This is a genomic window from Extensimonas perlucida (assembly GCF_007655255.1).
Classification (GTDB): domain Bacteria; phylum Pseudomonadota; class Gammaproteobacteria; order Burkholderiales; family Burkholderiaceae_C; genus Extensimonas; species Extensimonas perlucida.
In genome coordinates this window covers 77934-98546 of record NZ_VMYE01000010.1, presented here as the reverse complement: position 1 = coordinate 98546, position 20613 = coordinate 77934, and the positions used below count along the sequence as shown (strand labels likewise).

The following is a 20613-nucleotide window of genomic DNA, read 5'->3' as shown; positions in this document are numbered from 1 at the left end:
GATCATAACTTGGAGCGGGAAACGAGGCTCGAACTCGCGACCTCAACCTTGGCAAGGTTGCGCTCTACCAACTGAGCTATTCCCGCATGGCTCCAGATACGCTACGTTTATCATCGTCGCACATCAGGAACTCAAGATTATAACGCCATTTTCGCCACCGCAGCCCATTCGACGGCATCTTTCTGAACACAAATACCAGTGGAGGCGCGGGCCGGAGTCGAACCGACCTACACGGATTTGCAATCCGGTGCATAACCGCTTTGCTACCGCGCCCTGGGGCTCTTGCGCAAAGAGACTTCATCTCTTTTGCAGCATCTGGAGCGGGAAACGAGGCTCGAACTCGCGACCTCAACCTTGGCAAGGTTGCGCTCTACCAACTGAGCTATTCCCGCGTTTGACCGAAGCCTATCATTATATGACGTTTGCTCCGATGAGCTCAATTCTAACGTATTTGACGCCCAAAAAAGAAAAGGGCCGTACTCTCTCGGCCCTTTTCTCTACTGACGGCACTGCTGGCTCAGTGCTTCAAGGCATCCGCTGCAGTGCCCGCCACCGCTGCCGTTCCTGCAGCGGGCGCGATCAACCCGGCCTCCTCATCGGGCAGAGGGCTGGGCTTGCGCTCCAAGGCCACCTCGAGCACCTTGTCGATCCAGCGCACCGGCACGATCTCGAGGCCGCTCTTGACGTTGTCGGGAATTTCCTGCAGGTCCTTCACGTTTTCCTCAGGGATCAGCACCGTCTTGATACCGCCGCGCAAGGCTGCGAGCAGCTTTTCCTTGAGACCACCAATGGCCGTGACTTCGCCGCGCAGGGTGATTTCCCCCGTCATGGCCACGTCACCGCGCACCGGAATACCCGTGAGCGCCGAAACCAGCGCCGTGGTCATGGCGATGCCCGCGCTCGGGCCGTCCTTGGGCGTGGCGCCATCGGGCACGTGGATGTGCACGTCGCGCTTTTCGAAAGCCTCGTCGAGAATGCCGAGCTTGCGCGCACGGCTGCGCACCACGGTGCGCGCGGCCTCGACGGACTCCTTCATCACGTCGCCGAGCGAACCGGTACGGATGATGTTGCCCTTGCCTGGCATGGTTGCGGCCTCTATGGTCAGCAAGTCGCCGCCCACCTCGGTCCAGGCCAGCCCCACGACCTGCCCCACCTGGTTTTGCTCCTCGGCGCGGCCATAGGTGTATTTGCGCACACCCAGATAGTCCGGAAGATCGTCAGGCCCGACCACAACCTGCGGCGCGAGCTTCTTGAGCAACAGGCCCTTGACCACCTTGCGGCAGATTTTCGAGAGCTCACGCTCAAGCGAGCGCACACCGGCTTCGCGCGTGTAGTAACGCACGATGTCGCGCACGGCCGCCTCGGTAATGAGCAACTCCTCTTCCTTGAGGCCATTGTTCTTGAGCTGCTTGGGCAGCAGGTAGCGCATCGCGATGTTGACCTTTTCGTCCTCGGTGTAGCCCGACAGGCGAATCACCTCCATGCGGTCGAGCAAGGCGGGCGGGATGTTCATGGAATTGGAAGTCGCCACGAACATCACGTCGCTCAGGTCGAAATCGACCTCGACATAGTGGTCAGAGAACGCGTGGTTCTGCTCCGGGTCGAGCACCTCGAGCAAGGCACTGGACGGATCCCCGCGGAAGTCCATGCCGAGCTTGTCGATCTCATCGAGCAGAAACAGCGGATTGCGCGTTTTCACCTTGGAAAGGTTTTGCAGCACTTTGCCCGGCAGCGCGCCGATGTAAGTACGGCGGTGGCCACGGATCTCGGCCTCGTCGCGCATGCCGCCCAGCGCCATGCGCACGTATTTGCGCCCCGTTGCCTTGGCGATCGATTGACCGAGTGAGGTCTTGCCCACGCCAGGTGGGCCGACGAGGCACAAAATGGGCGCTTTGACCTTGTCCACGCGCTGCTGCACGGCAAGGTACTCGAGGATGCGATCCTTGACCTTGTCGAGCCCATAATGGTCCTGGTTGAGCACATCTTCCGCGTAGCCGAGATCGTGCTTGATCTTGGTCTTTTTGCTCCAGGGCAGACCAATGAGCACGTCGATGTAATTGCGCACCACCGTGGCCTCGGCAGACATGGGCGACATGAGTTTGAGCTTTTTGAGCTCGCTCTCGGCCTTTTTGCGGGCCTCGGCAGGCATTTTGGCGCTCTTGATTTTTTTCTCGAGCTCCTCGAGGTCGGCACCCTCTTCGCCTTCGCCGAGTTCCTTCTGGATGGCCTTGACCTGTTCGTTGAGGTAGAAGTCGCGCTGGTTTTTCTCCATCTGGCGCTTGACGCGGCCACGGATGCGTTTGTCCACGTTCAGGATTTCGACCTCGCGGTGCAGCTGCTCGAACAGGTTTTCGAGCCGCTCCTTCACATCGGCGAGGTCGAGCACCGCCTGCTTGTTCTCGAGCTTGAGCGGCAGGTGTGCGGCAATCGTGTCGGCCAGGCGACCGGCGTCGTCGATGCTCGCGATCGAGGTCAAAATCTCGGGCGGAATCTTCTTGTTGAGCTTGACGTACTGATCGAACTCTTGCAGCAAGGCACGCCGCAGGGCCTCGAGTTCGCTCGAATCCAGCGTCTCTTGCAGTTCGACCGGGGAGACGGTAGCGACAAAATGGGTTTGCGCATCCGTGATGGCGTCCACCCTTGCCCGCTGCTGCCCCTCCACGAGCACTTTGACGGTGCCATCGGGCAGCTTGAGCATTTGCAAAATGGTGGAAACGGCGCCCATGTCGAACATGTCGCCTACCGCAGGCTCGTCTTTGGCTGCCGCCTTTTGCGCGACCAGCATGATGCGCCGGTCGGACTCCATGGCCAACTCGAGCGCCTTGATGCTCTTGGGGCGGCCCACGAAGAGCGGGATCACCATGTGAGGGAAGACCACCACATCGCGCAAGGGCAGAAGTGGCAGATCCAGGGGAGTGGCGGGTAGCTGTTTGTATCCGGACATATGAATCCTTATCGAATGAGATCGAATATGGCCTGCGCCTGGGGTTTTTCAATCCCCAAGGGCAACCTGTCACTGACCGCAAACCTGCCAAAAGAACCAGAAGTCGCCTGTTTCTCAGCGGCCAGGGCCGCTCTCAGGCCTTTTTCGCAGCCTCGCGATAGACGAGCAGAGGCGGCTTGTTTTCTTCGATCGTATTCTCATCGACCACCACTTTCTCGACGTTGCTCATGTTGGGCAATTCGAACATGGTGTTCATGAGCGCCTGCTCGAGAATGGAGCGCAGGCCACGTGCACCGGTCTTGCGCGCGAGGGCCTTGCGGGCGATGGCCTTGAGGGCGGTGGGGCGCACTTCGAGCTCCACCCCTTCCATGGCAAGCAATTGGCTGTATTGCTTGACCAGCGCATTCTTGGGCTCTGTCAGGATGCGCACGAGCGCGTCCTCATTGAGTTCGGCGAGTGCGGCCACCACGGGCATGCGGCCCACGAGTTCGGGGATCAGGCCGAACTTGATCAGGTCTTCGGGCTCGATTTCGGTGAACACTTCGCTCAGGGAGCGCTGCTTTTTGCTCTTGACCGTGGCACCAAAGCCTATGCCCGAAGCCTCGGTGCGGCTTTCGATGACCTTTTCCAGGCCGGCAAACGCGCCACCGCAAATGAACAGGATGTTGGTCGTGTCGATCTGCAAAAAATCCTGGTTCGGGTGCTTGCGCCCGCCTTGCGGGGGCACGCTCGCCATGGTGCCCTCTATGAGCTTGAGCAGCGCCTGCTGCACGCCTTCGCCCGAAACGTCGCGCGTGATCGAAGGGTTGTCGGATTTGCGCGAAATTTTGTCGATTTCGTCGATATAAACAATACCGCGCTGGGCACGCTCGACGTCGTAATTGCAGCTTTGCAAAAGCTTTTGGATGATGTTTTCCACGTCTTCGCCGACGTAGCCCGCTTCGGTGAGCGTGGTAGCGTCGGCCATCACGAAGGGCACGTCGAGCATGCGCGCGAGCGTCTGCGCAAGCAGCGTCTTTCCAGAACCCGTGGGGCCGATCAGCAGGATGTTGCTCTTGGCCAGTTCCACCTCGTCCTTGCGCGCCTTGTCCTTGTGGCGCAGGCGCTTGTAGTGGTTGTAAACGGCAACGGCCAGGGTGCGCTTGGCGACGTCCTGATCGATGACGTATTGATCCAGGTTGGTTTTGATTTCGGCGGGCGTGGGCAAGTCCTTGCGCCCTTCGCGAGCGAGCTCGCCCACGGGCAATTCATCGCGAATGATCTCGTTGCACAGGTCTATGCACTCGTCGCAGATAAAGACCGACGGGCCGGCAATGAGCTTTTTCACTTCATGCTGACTCTTCCCGCAGAAAGAGCAGTAAAGCGTTTTTTCGCTGGAAGCGCCTTTTTTTTCGGCCATGGATCGATGCCTTGTAACAAAATCTTGGGATGATGATAACCAAAAGGAGGCGGCCCTTCCCAAAGGGAATGCCGCCGTTCAAGCAAATGTCTTGCCCGACTTAGCCGCGCTTGCTGATGACCTGATCAACGAGCCCATAGTCCTTGGCCTCGTCGGCCGTGAGGAAGTAGTCGCGCTCGGTGTCGAGCTGGATTTTTTCGAGCGGCTGGCCGGTGCGCTCGGCCAGGATGTTGTTGAGTTGCTCGCGCGTCTTGAGAATCTCGCGGGCGTGGATCTCGATCTCGGTCGCCTGACCTTGCATGCCACCCAAGGGTTGATGGATCATGATTTTGGAGTTCGGCAACGAAAAGCGCTTACCCTTGGCGCCGGCGGTCAGCAAAAAGGCCCCCATGCTTGCCGCAAGGCCTATGCACAGCGTGGAAACATCGGGCTTGATGAAATTCATGGTGTCGAAAATCGCCAAACCGGCGCTCACCGAGCCTCCCGGGGAATTGATGTAGAGCGAAATATCCTTTTCCGGGTTTTCGCTCTCGAGGAACAGCAACTGTGCCACGACGAGATTGGCCGTCTGGTCGTTCACTGGCCCCACTAAAAAAATGACGCGCTCCTTGAGCAGCCGCGAATAAATGTCGTAGGCGCGCTCGCCCCGGCCCGATTGTTCGATGACCATGGGGACCATGCCCAAGCCTTGTGTGTCCAATGCGCTCATGTGTGCTCCTGTGATAGAGGCATACTGTACCCAGAAAATGAATTGGGGCTTGTGCCAGCTTGCACAAGCCCCACGCAAAAATCAAACCAGGATCAGCCCTGCTGCCCCATCAGGTCGTCGAAGGACAGCGTTTTTTCCGTGACCTGCGCCTTGCCGAGCACGAAGTCCGTCACATTGTTTTCGAGCACCAAAGCCTCGACGTTGGTCATACGGTCAGGGTTCGAGTAATACCAGCGCACGACCTCTTCGGGGTGCTCGTAGCTCGAGGCCAGCTCTTCGACATGGGCCTTGACCTGCTCGGGTTTGGGTTCGAGTTCGTTGGCGCGCACCAGTTCCGCCGCGATCAGCCCCAGGCGCACGCGGCGCTCGGCTTGCTCACGGAAGATGTCGTCGGGCAGTTGGGCCTGGAACTTTTCGACGTCCTTCATGCCGCGCTGTTTGAGGTCGGCCAGCATGTCTTCGCGCAGGCGGGCGATTTCGGCATCTACGCTGGCTTTGGGCAAGTCGAGCTCGGCCTGCGTCACCAGCAGGTCCATCACGGCCTGCTTGTTGCGCGCCTGCAGCCGCGCCTTGACTTCGCGCTCGAGGTTTTTGCGGATGTCTGCGCGCAAACCCTCGATGCTGCCGTCGGCAATGCCCAGCGAACGCACGAAGGCTTCATCGACCTCGGGCAGGTGCCCGGCCTCGATTTTTTTGAGCGTGACCAGAAAGTCCGCCGTCTTGCCGGCCACGTCCTTGCCGTGGTAGTCCTCGGGGAAGGCGAGCGGAAAGGTCTTGCTTTCGCCGACCTTCATGCCGCGCACCGCGTCTTCGAACTCCTTGAGCATCTGGCCTTCGCCAACGATGAACTGGAAGTCTTCGGCCTTGCCGCCTTCGAAAGGCTCGCCGTCGATCTTGCCTTCGAAATCGACCGTGACACGATCGCCATCCTGCGCTGCGGCATCGAGTGCGCGCTCGGCAAAGCTGCGGCGCTGCTTGCGCAGGATGTCTATGGTGCGGTCGATCGCGGCTTCGTCCACTTCGGCGGTGAACTTCTCGAGCTGCGCTGCCGACAGATCGGCGATTTGGACTTCAGGAAACACTTCGAACACGGCGTCGAACGCAACTTCCCCCTCGGGTGCGCCCTCTTTTTCGGTGATGCGCGGCTGGCCGGCGACGCGCAGATTGGCCTCGTTGGCGGCGTTGGCGAAGGCTTCGCCCACCTTGTCGTTGATGACTTCGTACTGCACCGAGTAGCCATAGCGCTGCGACACCACGCTCAGCGGCACTTTGCCGGGGCGAAAGCCGTCCATCTTCACGGTGCGCGCCAGGCGCTTGAGGCGGTTTTCGACTTCGGACTGGATGCTGCGCATGGGCAGGCTGAGCGTGATCTTGCGCTCGAGCTTGTCAAGGGTTTCGACGGTGACGGCCATTTTGGTTCCTCATGGGGCTGTGCAAGTGCAGCGGCGTTGCTGTGCAAGGGCAATGAAAATGCCGCAGATTCACACATAAGTGAAGTGGTGCGCGGGGGGGGACTCGAACCCCCACACCATTGCTGGCGTCAGGACCTAAACCTGGTGCGTCTACCAATTTCGCCACCCGCGCGGTTTACAAACGAACAGGCGGCTGGCAATGCCGGCCGCCTCTGTGAAATCGGTCAACCGTGTATTTTAGCGTGAGCGCTTGCAGGGCTTGGCATCCACCGCGGGCTCCACCAGCTTTGGCAGACAATCGCCGCGTGCAACCTCAACCAGCGCCCATCACCCACTACGAAAACTTTCCCGTCGCCTCGCTGCTGTGCCCGCCGCGGCTGCGGCCGGCGATCGCGGCGATTTACCACTTCGCGCGCACGGCCGACGACATCGCCGACGAGGGCTGTGCAGGCGCCGAGGAGCGGCTTGCCACGCTGGCCGCGTATGGCGCCGAGCTGCACGCCGTGGCCGCTGGCTGGCCGCCGGCGCCACGCTGGGCTGCGGTGTTCGGCCCCTTGCAATGGGCATTGCAGCGCCACCAGCTGCCCGTGCCCCTGCTGGCCGACTTGCTAGCCGCCTTTGGGCAGGACGTGGAAAAGACGCGCGCCGGCGCCGGCTACGCCGACCGCGCCGAACTGCTCGACTATTGCCGCCGCTCCGCCAACCCGATTGGGCGACTGCTGCTGCACCTCTACGGCGTGCACGACGCCACGGCCCAGCAAGAGAGCGACGCCATCTGCACGGCGCTGCAGCTCATCAACTTCTGGCAGGACTTGAGCGTCGATATTCCGCGCGGGCGCTACTACCTTTGCGCCGCAGACTGCGCGCGCCACGGCGTGCAGCAGGCCGATGTGCTCGCCTTGCGCCTGACGCCGGAAATATCGAATTTGATAGCTGATTACGCAGACTGGACGGGCGCTATCATGCAAAAAGGCATGGAACTCGTGCACCGCGTACCGGGGCGTATGGGCTGGGAGCTGCGCTTGGTGGTACAAGGCGGCCTGCGCGTGCTGGGCAAGGTGCAGGCGCTGCGCGGCGCGAGCCTGCATACGCGCCCACGCCTTGGCGCCTGGGACGCCGCGCCGCTGCTGTGGCGCGCGCTGCGCATGTAAGTCTGGACTTACGCAAACAAGGATGCAGCGAGGTGTTTTGCCATGGGGCGAACGCCTGGCCTGACCCCGATTTGCGTAAGTCGTGTAAGTAAATCACACGCCGCCGCGCCGGGGCTGGGTTACTGCAGGCGCGCGTGCTCAGCCCCAGCGTGCAGTTGCGCAGGTGCAGGGGCGGCGGAAATGGCGCCTGCGGCAGGCCGGCCAGACCCCCTGGTCGCCGTACCCACGGCCCAACCCCCGCCCTGCGCTTCGACCTTGAACGCCGCCGCGAGCGCCGCGAGCTGGCGCGCCTGTTCCTGCAGCGCGTTCGACGCGGCAGACGTTTGCTCGACCAGCGCGGCGTTTTGCTGCGTGACGCTGTCGAGGTGCGTCACGGCCTGGTTGATCTGTGCGATGCCACCCGATTGCTCGCGGCTCGCGGCAGCGATTTCGCCCACGATGTCGGCCACACGCTGTATGCCCGCGACGATCTCCTGCATGGTCTGGCCGGCCAGGCTGACCTGCTCATTGCCCGCGCCGACTTTCTCGACCGATTCGGAAATGAGCGTGCGCACCTCCTTGGCTGCCTCGGCGCTGCGGCCCGCCAGGTTGCGCACTTCACTCGCCACCACGGCAAAGCCGCGCCCTTGCTCGCCCGCGCGTGCGGCCTCGACGGCGGCGTTGAGCGCGAGGATGTTGGTCTGGAACGCGATGCCGTCGATCACACCGATGATGTCGGCAATCTTGCGCGAGGAGCCACTAATGGCTTCCATGGTGTCCACCACCTGCGCCACGACCTGGCCGCCGCGCCGCGCCGCATCGGTGGCCGAGGCGGCGAGCTGGCTCGCCTGCTGCGCGTTGTCGGCGTTGTGCTGCACGGTGCTCGCGAGCTCTTCGGTCGCGGCGGCCGTTTGTTCGAGCGAGCTCGCCTGCGCTTCGGTGCGGCTGGACAAGTCCTGCGTGCCCGCCGCGACCTGCGAGGCGGCGCTGGCCACGGCGTCCGAGCCGCTGCGCACCTGGCCGATCACGCCGCCGAGGTTGCGGCGCATGGTCTCCATGTGGCGCAAAAGCACGCCGATTTCGTCCCTGCTGGCGTCGTCCACCGCGTGCGTGAGGTCGTTGCGCGCAATCGCACCGGCCACGTCGCCCGCCTGGCGAAAGCCCGCGCGCAGACGACCGAGCAGCGTGAGCATCAACGCCGTGGCCGCCAGCCCTAGCAGGCCCATCAACGCAAAGAGCCATAGATCGGTTTCATAGCGTTCTTGCGCCAGCTGTGCGGCCTTTTGCGCGCGCGCCACCTCGTAGTCGCGCAAGGCCCGCATGGTTTGCACTACCGCCTCGCCCTCGTTGCGCCCCGCGGCGAGGAACTTGGCCATGACCTGCGGGCTGAAATCGCCCGCGGCGATAGCACGTGTGGCTTCGTCGAGTTTGTCGCGCCAGGCCGTGCGTGCACTCTGTGCTACCTCGAAAAGCTGACGCTCCTGGGCATCGTTGATGCCGGCCTCCAGTGCTTTGAACTCTTCGGTGATCTTGGCGCGCTGCGCCGTGATGGCCTCCAGATGCACGCTCGTAGGATGGTCATGCACAGTGGCCAATGGACTGTCCGGAGCATGCTGAAAAGCAAGCAATACCTGCAGACGATTTTTATCTGTGCCGGCGATCAACTCCTCTGCCAGCAAACCACGCCGCATGGCCTGCTCGTGCACCTCCTTGAGGCTGTCGCGGGCCTGCATCAAACCCCAGGTGCCTACGCCCAAGACCAGAAGAAAAGCGACCCAGAATACCGCCATGTAGAGAACAAAGCGCTTGGTGATACGAATATTGTTGAACATGGTGCCTCAGACGAATTTGTAGCATTTTCTAACAAAAAACGATTTCCTCACATTGCCCTATGTCAAGCATCAGGCGAAGAGAAGGCACGCCGCGCCCTGCGTCACCCGCATGGGACAATCCCCAGCCCATGACGCCGCAGCAATACGTACAACAGCAGGCCCTGGCCTCGGGCAGCAGTTTTTACTACGCTTTTTTGTTTTTGCCCCGCCCGCGGCGCGCCGCGATCACGGCGTTTTATGCGTTTTGCCGCGAAGTCGATGACGTGGTCGATGAGGTCTCGGACGCGGGTGTGGCGCAGACCAAGCTCGCGTGGTGGGAGGGCGAAGTCGCGCGCACTTTTGCGGGCCAGCCCAGCCACCCGGTGATGCAGGCGCTGCTGCCACACTGCAGTGCGTACGGCATAGAACCGCACCACTTGCAGGCCGTGATCGAGGGCTGCCGCATGGACCTGGAGCAAACGCGCTACCTCGACTTTGCGGGGCTGGCGCGCTACTGCCACCTCGTGGCCGGCGTGGTGGGCGAGGTGGCGGCGCGCATCTTCGGCCAGACCGACGCGCGCACGACCGAATACGCGCACAAGCTGGGCCTGGCGCTGCAGCTCACGAACATCATCCGCGACGTGGGCGAGGACGCGCGGCGCGGGCGCATCTACCTGCCCGTGGCCGAGTTGCAGCAGTTCGACGTGAAGGCCCACGAGATTTTGCAGGGCCAATACTCGGAGCGCTTCACGGCGCTGATGCGCTTTCAGGCCGAGCGCGCCGAGCGCTGCTACGACGAGGCGCTGGCGCTGCTGCCTGCGGCCGACCGCGCCACGCAAAAGCCCGGCCTGATGATGGCCAGCATCTACCGCACGCTGCTGCGCGAGATCGCGCACGAGAATTTTCAGGTGCTGCACCAGCGCATCCAGCTCACGCCGCTACGCAAGTTCTGGCTCGCCTGGAAGGTGCAGGCGCTCGGGCGTATGTGAGCCCGATGGCAAACGCAAACGCGACAGCCACGCCCGCGCGCCGCAAAATCGCCATCGTCGGCGCCGGCTGGGCCGGCATGGCCGCAGCGCTGGCCGTGGCGCAGGCCGGGCACGAAGCTATTGTTTTGGAAGCTGCTCACGCAATTGGTGGAAGGGCTAGAGCCTTATTTGACCCCAAAAACACCGACACGCCACTAGACAACGGCCAGCACATTTTGATCGGCGCCTACAGCGAATGCCTGCGCCTCATGCGCCTGGTGGGCGTGGCGCCCGAGTCTGCGCTTTTGCGCCTGCCGCTCGCGCTGCGCTTTGCCGACGGCGGTGGCCTGCAGCTGCCCGATCTGCCGCCACCCTGGGACGCACTCGCGGGCATCGCCACGGCGCGCGGATGGCGCTGGCGCGACAAGTGGGCGCTGCTGCGCCTGGCCTCCGCGTGGCAGCGCAGCGGTTTTGCCTGCGCGCCGGATGCCACGGTGGCGCAACTGTGCGCGAGGCTGCCAGCGCGGCTGGTGGAAGACTTCATCGCGCCGCTGTGCGTGTCGGCGCTCAACACGCCCCTGCACGAGGCCAGCGGCGCAGTGTTTTTGCGCGTGCTGCACGACAGCCTGTTCAGTGGCCGCGGCGGATCGCACCTGCTGCTGCCGCGCACCGACCTCGGCAGCCTGTTCCCCGCGCCCGCAGCGCATTGGCTGCGCGCGCACGGCGGCGCGCTGCACACGGGGCGGCGCGTGCAGCGGCTCGCGCGCGAGGACGGAAGCGGCGAGCGCGAAGGTGCGCCCGCAGGCTGGCTGCTCGACGGCGAACGCTTCGACGCCGTGGTGCTGGCCACCTCGGCGGGCGCGGCGGCGCGGCTCCTAGGCTGTGCGGCAGACACGGCCCCCGGCGCAGAGCGCCCCGCGCTGCACGCCTGGGCAACCTGCGCGCAGGCGCTGCGCCACACGGCGATCGCCACGGTGTATGCGCAATGTGCCCAGCCGGATCGCCTGCCAGCCGCCATCGGCGCCGTGCGCCGCAAGGCGCGTGGTGCTGCTGCGCAAGGCGTGTTGCCGCAGCCGCTGCTCGCTCTGCGCAGCAGCGCCACCCAGCCCGCGCAATTCGTGTTCGACCGCGGCGCGCTTGGCGGCCCGCCGGGCTTGCTGGCTTTCGTCGTGAGCGCGGCGGATACCTTGGCAGGCACGCGCGCGCAGATCGAGCAGCAAGTGCTCGCCCAAGCACACGCGCAACTCGCACACCTTTTGCCGGGCCCGCTGCACGCCGTGCAAACCGTGGTCGAAAAACGCGCCACCTTTGCCTGCACACCCGCCTTGCAGCGCCCGCCCGCATATATCTTGCCGGGGTTGTGGGCCTGCGGCGACTACGTCGCGGGCCCCTACCCCGCGACGCTCGAAGGCGCGGTGCGCAGCGGCACGGCGGCGGGGCAGCAGGCCGCCGAGTGGTTGGCTCAGCGCTGAAACCACCACTGGATGATGAACTTGGCCAAAAAGCCGACGAAGCCCAGGCCCAAGCCCAGAAACAGCACGAACGTGCCAAAGCGCCCGGCCTTGGACTCCCAGGCCAGGTGCCCGATGATGAACAGCATGAACAGGATGAACGCCGCCACCCCGTAGGTGAGGAAGAAGCTCGCGAGCTGCTCCTCGGTATAGCCAAAGATCACGCGCGCACCTCCTGCCCGCCGCACCCAGGGCCGCGTGCGGCGTCGGCCCAAGGGCCGCGCGGCGGCAGGCTGGACGCATCGACCAAATCGCGGTACGCATGCCAGCTCGCATGCCCGAGCATGGGTATGACCGCTATCAGCCCCAGCAGCAGCGAACCCAGCCCGAGCAAGGTAAAGCCCGCGATCAGCACCGCCCACAACGCCATGGGGCCGGGGTTGGCAACCACCACCTGCCAGCTCGTGAGCACGGCCTGCGGCAGCGTCGCGCGGCGGTCGAGCAGCAAGGGCATGGACACCACGCTGGAGGCAAAAATCGGCGCTGCGAGCAGGCTGCCCAGCGCGAGCCAGAGCGCAAACAGCGTGCCGTCGGGCGCGAGCACCACGTGGTGGATGAAGTCCATGGGCGTGCGTATGGGCACGGGCGCCAGCAAAGTGATGAGTGCCGCCGAAACCAGCACCCAGCCCGTGGCCGCGAGCGCCAGCAACAGGCCAAAGCGCACCAGGCACCAGTAGCTGCCGTCCCACACGCCGCGGTGGCTGCGCTGCCAGCTCAGCCAAGTGGCGCGCACGGTGGCAAAGTTGGCCGGCTCGCCACGCTCGAGCGCGCGGCTCAGCGCATACAGGCTGGTCGCGAGCATGGGCGCGACGAGCAAAAACCCCGACAGCGCCCCGGCCAGCAGCCAGAAACGGTCGTGCGCCACGGCCACGATGAGCGCGCCGAACAAAGCCAGCGCGAGGCCGTGCGCAAAGCTCACCCAGCCCGCGCGCGCCATGTCGCGCCAGCCGAGCGCGAGCCAGTGCAGCGGCTGCATCCAGCCGATGGTGCGCACGGCGGGCAAAGGGGGTGGATGGAACAAGAGCATGGCAACCTCATTGCAAACGGGGCAAAGAATCAGGGCAAAGCATCGCGGCGCACGGGCACGGGCACGGGCACGGGCACGGGTGCGGATACGGGTGCGGATACGGGTGCGGATACGGGCGCGAGCAGCCGGCACAGCGCCGTCAAGTCTGGCACGGTGGCGTGCGGCATGTGTTCGGCGCCATGCGGCCAGGGCGCGCCGCTGCGGTTGAGCCACGCGGCCTGCATGCCCGCGCGCAGGGCACCGAGTGCGTCCAGCGTGGCGTCGTCGCCCACGTGCAGCACGGCGGCGGGCGGCACGTCCAGCGCCTGCGCGGCGGCGTGAAAGATGCGCACATCGGGCTTGGCCACACCCACGGCGCCCGCGGCGATGGCCGCGCGAAAGTGCCGGCCCACGCCCGTGCGGTGCACGTCGGCGTTGCCGTTCGAGAGCGCGACGACGGCAAAGCGCGCCGACAAAAACTCCAGCGCCGCGTGCGCATCGTCGTAGAGCTGCACGCGCTGGCGCGCCGCGAAAAACACCTCGAAGGCCGGCTCGGCCAGGGCCGGGTCGTCGCCCGCGGCCAGAAAAGCGCGGCGCAAAGTCTCGCGCCGCAGGCCGCCGAGGTCGTGGCGCAGGTCGGGGCGATCGTGCTCCACCTGCGCACGCAAGGCCTGCACGGCCGCGGGGCGCGCGTGCAGCGCGGCGGTGGCTGGCGCGTGCGCGGCCAGCCAGTCACGCAGCGCGGCCTCGGCACCAGCGATCGTGGGCGCCACGGGCCAGAGGGTGTCGTCGAGATCGAGCGAGACGACGCGGATGCGGGAAAGGTCGAGGGCGGCTGACATGGGCGGACAAGCGGAGGCAGGCGGAGGATAACGCAGCCGCCGGCGCTGCGAATCGCGTGGCGCTTTTACCCTGCCCTGCCCTGCCCTGCCCTGCCCTGCCCTGCCCTGCCCTGCCCTGCCCTGCCCTGCCCTGCCCTGTCCTGCCCTGCCAGGCGCCATTGCCTGCGCAAGCGCTGTCCATAGCGCCACTCATAGCGCGTCCGCAAGCCGCGGGCTCTCTGGTGCAGCTTCAGATTCGCTTCATGCCCGGGGCGTATCCTTTGCCTTGCCGTCAAGGAGTTGCCATGAAAAACGTCCAACGCCTGTACGCCGCCGTGCTGCTGATTTTGCTGGCGCTGTGGCTATTTGCCGACCCGCTGCTCGCGCAGCCCTACAGCTTTTTCGGCCTGCGCGGCTCGCTCGTGCAGGGCACGGGCATCGTGGCCCTGGGCGTGATGAGCGTGGGCATGATGCTTGCGCTGCGCCCCGTGCGCATAGAGCCCTTTCTGGGCGGGCTGGACAAGATGTACCGGCTGCACAAGTGGCTGGGCATCACCGCGCTGGTGGTGGCCGTGCTGCACTGGCTCTGGGCCAAGGCGCCGAAGTGGCTGGTCGGCTGGGGCCTGCTGGAGCGGCCCGCACGCCAGCCGCGGCCTGAGCCGGCCAGCGAGTTGCTGCGCTGGATGCAGGCACAGCGCCACCTGGCCGAGTCGCTGGGCGAATGGGCGTTTTACGCGGCCGTGATCCTGATCGGGCTGGCGCTGGTCAAGCGCTTTCCGTACCGCTATTTCTACCAAACGCACCGGCTGATGGCCGTGGTCTATCTGGTGCTGGTGTTCCACGGCCTCATCTTGCTCGACACGGGCTTTTGGCGCTCGCCGCTCGGGCCTGTGATGGCGCTGCTCATGGCGGGCGGCACGGTGGCCGCCTGCGTCTCGCTGCTGCGCCGCGTGGGGCTACGCCGCCAGGCCGTGGGAGAGGTGGCGCAGCTCGTGCGCCACACCGACAACCAGGTGCTGCAGGTGGTGATCCAGCTCAAAGACCGCTGGGCCGGGCACGAGGCCGGGCAGTTTGCCTTCGTGACCTTCGACGACGCCGAAGGCGCGCACCCCTTCACCATCTCTTCGAGCTGGCGCGGCGACGGCCGGCTGGTGTTCCTCATCAAAGGTCTGGGTGACTACACCAGCAAGCTGCCAGACACCGTGAAAGTGGGCGACGTGGTCAAGGTCGAAGGGCCTTACGGACGCTTCAAATTCGAGTGCAGCCAGCCGCGCCAGATCTGGGTCGCGGGCGGCATAGGCGTCACGCCCTTCATCGCCCGGCTGCTGGCGCTGGCCGACGCGCCCGCGCTGCGCACCAAGACCATCGACCTGTTTTACAGCACCAGCGCGCCCGACGAGAACTTTTTGGCCAAACTGCGCCAGGCCGCAGCAGCCGCCCAGGTGCGGCTGCATATCTTGATAAGCCCGCGCGATGGCCGGCTGGACGCCGAACGCATCTGCCAGACCGTGCCCGACTGGCACAACGCCAGCATCTGGTTCTGCGGCCCTGCGGGCTTCGGCGCAGCGCTGCGCAGCGGCTTCACGGCGCGCGGGCTCGCGCCCGAGGACTTCCACCAGGAATTGTTCGAGCTGCGCTGAACGCTGAGCGCTGCCCACAGCCACCCACCCAGGCCCAAGCAGCGCAAGGCCATTGCGCGCCCGGCGGCCGGGCCAAGCCGGCCATGCCACAAAATACCCGCATGGCATTTTTCCACCCCGAACCCGCTTACACCCACGGCCAGGCCGCGCGCACGGCCGTTTTGCTGTGCAACCTCGGCACGCCAGACGCGCCCACGGCGCCCGCGGTGCGGCGTTACCTCGCGCAATTTCTGAGCGACCCGCGCGTGGTCGAGATTCCGCGCCTCGTCTGGTGGCCCATCCTGCACGGCATCATCCTGCGCACGCGGCCGGCCAAGTCGGCGGCCAAATACGCGAGCATCTGGACGCCCGAGGGCTCGCCGCTGCGCGTGTGGTCAGACAAGCAGGCCACGCTGCTGCGCGGCTGGCTGGGCGAGCGCGGCAGCCAGGTGCTGGTGCGCGCGGCGATGCGCTACGGCAACCCCTCGATTGCCAGCCAGCTCGACGCGCTCAAGGCCGAAGGCGCCACGCGCATCCTGATCTTGCCGCTGTACCCGCAGTACGCCGGCAGCACCACGGCCAGCGTGTTCGACGCCGTGCACGCCTGGGCCGCGCGCACGCGCTGGGTGCCCGAGCTGCGCCTGGTGCAGCACTACCACGACCATCCTGCCTACATCGAAGCGCTCGCGCGTCAGGTCGAAGCGCACTGGAAAAGAGAAGGCCGCGGCGAAAAACTCGTGTTGAGCTTTCACGGCGTGCCCGAGCGCACGCTGCACCTGGGCGACCCCTACCACTGCGAAGCGCGCAAGACCGCGCGGCTGCTGGCCGAGCGGCTGGGGCTGCGCCCTGAGCAGCACCAAGTCACCTTCCAGTCGCGCTTTGGCCGCGCGCGCTGGCTCGAACCCGCCACCGAGCCCACGCTGGTCGCGCTCGCACAAGGCGGCCTGCGCCGCGTCGATGTGCTGTGCCCGGGCTTTACCAGCGACTGCCTCGAGACGCTCGAAGAAATCAACCAGGAAGCGCGCGCCGCCTTCCTGCAGGCCGGCGGCCAGGCGTTCCACTACATCCCCTGCCTCAACGACAGCCCGGCCTGGATCGCCGCCCTGGGCCAGATCGCCGAGCAGCACCTGAGCGGCTGGCCCACGCAAACCGCCAGCGCCGAACAACAAGCCCAGGCCCGCGCCCACGCCATCGCCGGCGGCGCGCCCGAGGGGGCTTGCCCTGCGGTGGGGCGGTGAACAAAAATCGCATGAACAATCCGCGCGTCATCATCATCGCTGGCCCCAATGGCGCGGGCAAAACCACTTTTGCCCGCGCCTTTTTGCCGCATGAAGCGCATTGCCCGCGCTTCATCAACGCCGACCTGATCGCGGCAGGCTTGTCGCCCTTTACACCTGAAGCCGTCGCCATCCGCGCCGGGCGCCTGATGTTGCAGGAAATGGCCGCCTGCGTGCAGCGCGGTGAAAGCTTCGCTTTTGAAACCACTTTGTCCGGCCTGAGCTACGTGCGCCACATCGCCCAATGGCATGCACTCGGCTATCACAGCAGCCTGTTTTTTCTGTCCTTGCCCGATGCCGATACCGCGATCGCGCGTGTAGCCGAGCGCGTGCACCAGGGCGGCCATGACATCCCGCCATCGGTCATCCGCCGCCGCTTCGCCGCTGGCCTGTTCAATTTTCAACAGCATTACCGCGCCTTGGTGCGCAACTGGGCGCTGTACGACAATGCCGGCCCCAGCCCCGTGCTGCGCGAATGGGGAGAAAACATATGAGCACCAAAGACATCACCCAAGCCAAGGACCCGATCCTGGCGGCATCCTTGGCGGCGCTGGAGCGCGCCGCCGAACTCGCACGCCAGACGGCCATGCAAACCAATACTGCCATCGTGCTCGTGCAGGCTGGCCGCATCGTCCGCATACCAGCAGAGGCGCTGCGACAGAGGGATGACACACCCGCCCAAGCCACAGACGCACACTGAGCATTTTTTGATCATGCGTGTGTTGCACACGCAGTTTCACTCGGGCTCGATCCGGCATTGCCCAGAGTGCAATATTTCTTGCTCTTATGCGCAATTGCTATTGTATTAGCAGCTATCAGCGCTTGATGTATAAGCGCAAGGTGCCAATTTCTCTTAAACCCAGATTGTTCATTAGGACGCGGGATGATGGCGAGGCGGGTGGCGAGGCAGTTTGGTTGCGGCTGAGAAGTCCATGGCCGGCGCCATGGACGCCGAAGCCGCGGCCAAAATGACCGTCAGACGTCCGCCAGCGCCCGCGTAGGCGCGAAGCGCCGCCTAATGAACAATTTGGGTTAAAACATTCGGCAAGCGCCTGCGCTGACAGCAGGCCCGCGAGAGAATGCGGGTTCGTGCGCAGGATTCCCTGCGTGAGACTTTGCCGCCGCTGCCTTGATGTTCCGCTTTCCGCCAGCCGGCGACACGGCTATCCGCAAGACGCCGCACGCGCCGGCCGCCCATGCGCCACACTCCCAAAATACTATTTATTACGTAGCTACTTACGCCGTATTTATAAGCGCTACAAGCCGATTTATTCATAATTTCCTACGCCCTGCCACCCCGCAGCCTGCCCCCTCTCCATGCCCACCCGCCTCCTCGCCCCCCACGAACTGCGCCTGCGCATCGCCCCCGAGTCGCTCGGCTTTGCCAGCACTGCCGAGTTGCAAGACCAGCCCCTGCCCTGGATCGGCCAGGAGCGGGCGCGGGCGGCAGCGGCGTTTGGGCTGGCGATGGAGCAGCCCGACTACCACCTGTTCGTGCTCGGCGAGACGGGCAGCGGGCGCAGTACCTTGCTGCGCCAGGCCATGCAGGACGCGGCGGCCAAGCGTCCGGTGCCGCCCGATTTGTGCTACCTGCACGACTTCGACGCGCCCGAGCATCCGCGCGCGCTGCGCCTGCCTGCGGGCCAGGGGCGGCAGTTGCGCCAGGCCATGGCCGAGCTGACCAAGGCGCTGCAGAGCGAAATCCCCAAGCGCCTCGCGGCGCCCGACTACAAGGCCGAGCTGGAACGCATAGAGCGCGACTGGCACGCGCAGGAGGCGCAGGCTTTTGCCGCGCTCGATGCGTTTGCCGAGGCGCGGCACTTTCGCCTCACGCGCGAGGACGGACGCATGGTGTTCACGCTGCTGAGCGCGCGCGGCCAGCCGCTCACCGAGGACGAGGCCCATGCCCTGACGCGCGAGCGCCGCGCCGCGATCGAGGCTGCTGAGCAGGAGCTGCGCGCCGAAATCACGCGCTTTCTCGACACCATGCGCCCGCTCGAGCAAGCGCGCGACGAGGCAATGGCAAAGTTGCGGCGCCAGACCATCGTACCTTTGCTGGAGCGCCACCTGCAAGACATCCGCCGCGAGCTCCAAAAGCAGATCAAGGACGCCGTGAAGCTCGGCCGCTGGTTCGATCAGGTAGAACGCGAGCTGCTGGACCAGCTCGACCTTTTCGAGCCAGCGCAAGCGGGCGCCGAAGCCGGCAGCAGCGAGGAAGAGCGCAAGGCCGCGCTCGAGGACCTGCTCGCGCATTGCCACGTGAACCTTGCCGTGGACAACGCAGGCCGCAGCGGCGCGCCCGTGATCGTCGAAGACAACCCGCAGTTGCGCAGCCTGTTCGGCAGCATCGAATACCAGGCCGAATCGGAAATGCTGGTGGCCGACTTTTCCAACATCCGCGCGGGGAGCCTGCTGCAGGCGCACGGCGGCTTTTTGCTGCTGCACCTGCGCGACCTGCTCGGCGACGAGGGCCTGTGGGAGCGGCTGCGCCGCTTTTTGCGCAGCAGCCGCCTGCAGATCGAGGAAGGCGGCGCGACCGTGCCCGGCCCGCTGGTGGCGATTGCGCTGCAGCCCGAGCCTGTGGATGTCGATGTGAAGATCGTGCTGATCGGCTCGGTCGAGGAGTATTACGCGCTGCAAGAGGGCGACCCCGAGACCTCGCGGCGCTTTCGCGTGAAGGTGGACTTTGCCGAGCGCTTTGCCGCCACGCCCGAGACTTACCGCGCGAGCAGCATCTTCGTCGCGCGCAGCTGCCAAAAGCGCGGCCTGCCGCACTTTGGCGCGCCGGCGGTGGCGCTGCTGCTCGAACAAAGCCACCGCGAGGCCGAAGACCAGCGCTACCAGAGCGCGCTGTTTGCGCACACCGAGGCGCTGGTGCTCGAAAGCGCAGCGCTGTGCCGCGCGCGCGGGGCCAATCTGGTAGAGCCGCCCGACGTGCTGGCCGCGCTGCAGGCGCGCACGCTGCGCCACAACTACCCCGAGCAGCAGATGCACGAGTCGATCGCGGACGGCGAGCGCCTCATCAGCGTGCAGGGCGCGGCACTGGGGCAGATCAACGCGCTCACGCAGATCGACCTGGGCGACTACCGCTTCGGCTTTCCGGTGCGCATCACGGCGCGCACCTACGCGGGCCACGAGGGGCTGCTGAACATCGAGCGCGAGGTGGACATGTCCGGCCCCATCCACGACAAGGGCGTGCTGATCCTGCACAGCTACCTGATGGCGCTGTTCAGCCACATGGCGCCGCTGGCGCTGCACGCCTCCATCGTGTTCGAGCAGGAATACGGCGGCATCGAGGGCGATTCGGCCTCGTGCGCCGAGCTGTACGCGCTGCTGTCGGCGCTCTCGGGCCTGCCGCTGCGCCAGGGCATCGCCGTGACGGGCGCGCTCAACCAGCGCGGCGAAGTGCTGCCCGTGGGCGGCATCAACGAAAAAATCGAGGGCTGGTTTCGCACCTGCGCGCACGCCGGGCTCGACGGCACGCAGGGCGTGCTGATCCCGGCGCGCAACCAGCACCACCTCATGCTCGATCAAGAAGTGCTGCAGGCCGTGGAGCGCGGACAGTTCCACGTCCACACCGTGGAGCACGTGAGCGCCGGCATCGCACTGCTGACCGGCGCACCCTCGGGCATGGAGCCCGGCGTAGGGCCTGGCGTGGAACCCAGCGGCACGGCCTCCGTGCTCGCACGGGCCGAGCAGACTTTGCTCGCCTACCGGCGCGCCTGCCGCCAGGCCATGGCGGCGCTGCGGCCACGGCGGGGCGCGGCAGGACTGCCCCTAGGCGGAAGAGGCATTGAAAAATCTAAGCAAAAAATGCCATAAACCTAGACAGGAAGCGCATGGAAAGCTACTTTTAGGGTAGCAAATGAAGGTTGTATCCCGAGCCATCTGCATAAAACTGGCGCTTGCCGCACAATTCGCACACAACCCTGTGCCCCGTGGCCCTGCGTCCTCATGCAGCGCGCTTCGCACCAAAGCCGCACTGTGGCGAGCAGCTTCGCCCACG

16 protein-coding genes and 4 tRNA genes are annotated in these 20613 nt (G+C 65.2%); 8 read left to right on the top strand and 12 right to left on the bottom strand.

Annotated elements, in window-relative coordinates:
• Window positions 1–10: 10 nt before the first annotated feature.
• From FK527_RS10420 to FK527_RS10385, 8 genes are all read right to left on the bottom strand, one after another.
• A tRNA-Gly gene (locus FK527_RS10420) sits at window positions 11–86 on the bottom strand.
• 113 nt (window positions 87–199) lie between these two features.
• Window positions 200–273 (bottom strand) — tRNA-Cys (locus FK527_RS10415).
• Between the two features lie 43 nt (window positions 274–316).
• A tRNA-Gly gene (locus tag FK527_RS10410) sits at window positions 317–392 on the bottom strand.
• A gap of 125 nt (window positions 393–517) precedes the next feature.
• Entirely contained in the window at window positions 518–2944 is a 2427-nt protein-coding gene (gene lon / locus FK527_RS10405; protein WP_144733221.1) for an endopeptidase La, read from the bottom strand.
• A gap of 133 nt (window positions 2945–3077) precedes the next feature.
• Window positions 3078–4343 (bottom strand): ATP-dependent Clp protease ATP-binding subunit ClpX, encoded by a 1266-nt coding sequence (gene clpX, locus FK527_RS10400; RefSeq protein WP_144733218.1) that lies wholly within the window; start codon window positions 4341–4343, stop codon window positions 3078–3080.
• A gap of 100 nt (window positions 4344–4443) precedes the next feature.
• Complete coding sequence (gene clpP, locus FK527_RS10395; protein ID WP_144733215.1) at window positions 4444–5052, bottom strand: ATP-dependent Clp endopeptidase proteolytic subunit ClpP; 609 nt, start codon at window positions 5050–5052, stop codon at window positions 4444–4446.
• A gap of 92 nt (window positions 5053–5144) precedes the next feature.
• Complete coding sequence (tig, locus tag FK527_RS10390) at window positions 5145–6464, bottom strand: trigger factor (protein WP_144733212.1); 1320 nt, start codon at window positions 6462–6464, stop codon at window positions 5145–5147.
• Window positions 6465–6549: 85 nt separating this feature from the next.
• A tRNA-Leu gene (locus FK527_RS10385) sits at window positions 6550–6636 on the bottom strand.
• A gap of 133 nt (window positions 6637–6769) precedes the next feature.
• On the opposite strand from FK527_RS10385, the gene hpnC reads away from it, so the two are divergent.
• Window positions 6770–7615 (top strand): squalene synthase HpnC, encoded by an 846-nt coding sequence (gene hpnC, locus FK527_RS10380; RefSeq protein WP_246072743.1) that lies wholly within the window; start codon window positions 6770–6772, stop codon window positions 7613–7615.
• Window positions 7616–7734: 119 nt separating this feature from the next.
• On the opposite strand, the gene FK527_RS10375 is transcribed toward hpnC, so the two are convergent.
• Complete coding sequence (locus FK527_RS10375) at window positions 7735–9384, bottom strand: methyl-accepting chemotaxis protein (protein ID WP_246072746.1); 1650 nt, start codon at window positions 9382–9384, stop codon at window positions 7735–7737.
• Between the two features lie 170 nt (window positions 9385–9554).
• Here FK527_RS10375 and hpnD point away from each other — a divergent pair, with 170 nt between their 5' ends.
• Both hpnD and hpnE read left to right on the top strand, forming a co-directional pair.
• Entirely contained in the window at window positions 9555–10394 is an 840-nt protein-coding gene (hpnD, locus tag FK527_RS10370; RefSeq protein ID WP_144733206.1) for a presqualene diphosphate synthase HpnD, read from the top strand.
• A 5-nt stretch (window positions 10395–10399) separates the two neighbouring features.
• Window positions 10400–11845: a hydroxysqualene dehydroxylase HpnE gene (hpnE, locus tag FK527_RS10365; RefSeq protein ID WP_144733203.1), complete on the top strand. Its 1446-nt coding sequence runs from the start codon at window positions 10400–10402 to the stop codon at window positions 11843–11845.
• On the opposite strand, the gene FK527_RS10360 is transcribed toward hpnE, so the two are convergent.
• The 3 genes from FK527_RS10360 to FK527_RS10350 are packed head-to-tail and all read right to left on the bottom strand — an operon-like array spanning window position 11836 to window position 13732.
• Window positions 11836–12048: a DUF2788 domain-containing protein gene (locus FK527_RS10360; protein ID WP_114482155.1), complete on the bottom strand. Its 213-nt coding sequence runs from the start codon at window positions 12046–12048 to the stop codon at window positions 11836–11838. The genes hpnE and FK527_RS10360 overlap by 10 nt on opposite strands.
• The gene (locus tag FK527_RS10355; protein WP_144733200.1) at window positions 12045–12911 is read right to left on the bottom strand and encodes a DUF2189 domain-containing protein; all 867 of its coding nucleotides are present in this window, start codon (window positions 12909–12911) and stop codon (window positions 12045–12047) included. Before FK527_RS10355 ends, FK527_RS10360 begins: the two co-directional genes overlap by 4 nt.
• Window positions 12912–12940: 29 nt before the next feature.
• Window positions 12941–13732: an HAD family hydrolase gene (locus FK527_RS10350; RefSeq protein WP_144733197.1), complete on the bottom strand. Its 792-nt coding sequence runs from the start codon at window positions 13730–13732 to the stop codon at window positions 12941–12943.
• A gap of 284 nt (window positions 13733–14016) precedes the next feature.
• On the opposite strand from FK527_RS10350, the gene FK527_RS10340 reads away from it, so the two are divergent.
• The 5 genes from FK527_RS10340 to FK527_RS10320 all read left to right on the top strand — a co-directional run bounded on the left by FK527_RS10340 (window position 14017) and on the right by FK527_RS10320 (window position 20429).
• Window positions 14017–15351: a ferredoxin reductase family protein gene (locus FK527_RS10340; RefSeq protein ID WP_144733192.1), complete on the top strand. Its 1335-nt coding sequence runs from the start codon at window positions 14017–14019 to the stop codon at window positions 15349–15351.
• A gap of 83 nt (window positions 15352–15434) precedes the next feature.
• Window positions 15435–16568 (top strand): ferrochelatase, encoded by a 1134-nt coding sequence (gene hemH / locus FK527_RS10335; RefSeq protein ID WP_246072742.1) that lies wholly within the window; start codon window positions 15435–15437, stop codon window positions 16566–16568.
• Window positions 16569–16579: 11 nt separating this feature from the next.
• Complete coding sequence (locus tag FK527_RS10330; RefSeq protein ID WP_144733189.1) at window positions 16580–17101, top strand: ATPase; 522 nt, start codon at window positions 16580–16582, stop codon at window positions 17099–17101.
• Entirely contained in the window at window positions 17098–17307 is a 210-nt protein-coding gene (locus FK527_RS10325) for a hypothetical protein (RefSeq protein WP_144733187.1), read from the top strand. The genes FK527_RS10330 and FK527_RS10325 overlap by 4 nt, the downstream gene beginning before the upstream one ends.
• A 617-nt stretch (window positions 17308–17924) precedes the next feature.
• Window positions 17925–20429: a Lon protease family protein gene (locus FK527_RS10320; protein WP_144733184.1), complete on the top strand. Its 2505-nt coding sequence runs from the start codon at window positions 17925–17927 to the stop codon at window positions 20427–20429.
• Window positions 20430–20613 lie beyond the last annotated feature (184 nt).

Coding starts and splice junctions, on each gene's coding strand:
- FK527_RS10375 (WP_246072746.1), bottom strand. CDS start 9,384: ATGGCGGTATTCTGGGTCGCTTTTCTTCTGGTCTTGGGCGTAGGCACC.
- clpX (WP_144733218.1), bottom strand. CDS start 4,343: ATGGCCGAAAAAAAAGGCGCTTCCAGCGAAAAAACGCTTTACTGCTCT.
- FK527_RS10350 (WP_144733197.1), bottom strand. CDS start 13,732: ATGTCAGCCGCCCTCGACCTTTCCCGCATCCGCGTCGTCTCGCTCGAT.
- clpP (WP_144733215.1), bottom strand. CDS start 5,052: ATGAGCGCATTGGACACACAAGGCTTGGGCATGGTCCCCATGGTCATC.
- lon (WP_144733221.1), bottom strand. CDS start 2,944: ATGTCCGGATACAAACAGCTACCCGCCACTCCCCTGGATCTGCCACTT.
- FK527_RS10340 (WP_144733192.1), top strand. CDS start 14,017: ATGAAAAACGTCCAACGCCTGTACGCCGCCGTGCTGCTGATTTTGCTG.
- FK527_RS10320 (WP_144733184.1), top strand. CDS start 17,925: ATGCCCACCCGCCTCCTCGCCCCCCACGAACTGCGCCTGCGCATCGCC.
- hpnE (WP_144733203.1), top strand. CDS start 10,400: ATGGCAAACGCAAACGCGACAGCCACGCCCGCGCGCCGCAAAATCGCC.
- FK527_RS10330 (WP_144733189.1), top strand. CDS start 16,580: ATGAACAATCCGCGCGTCATCATCATCGCTGGCCCCAATGGCGCGGGC.
- hemH (WP_246072742.1), top strand. CDS start 15,435: ATGCCACAAAATACCCGCATGGCATTTTTCCACCCCGAACCCGCTTAC.
- FK527_RS10325 (WP_144733187.1), top strand. CDS start 17,098: ATGAGCACCAAAGACATCACCCAAGCCAAGGACCCGATCCTGGCGGCA.
- FK527_RS10355 (WP_144733200.1), bottom strand. CDS start 12,911: ATGCTCTTGTTCCATCCACCCCCTTTGCCCGCCGTGCGCACCATCGGC.
- hpnD (WP_144733206.1), top strand. CDS start 9,555: ATGACGCCGCAGCAATACGTACAACAGCAGGCCCTGGCCTCGGGCAGC.
- tig (WP_144733212.1), bottom strand. CDS start 6,464: ATGGCCGTCACCGTCGAAACCCTTGACAAGCTCGAGCGCAAGATCACG.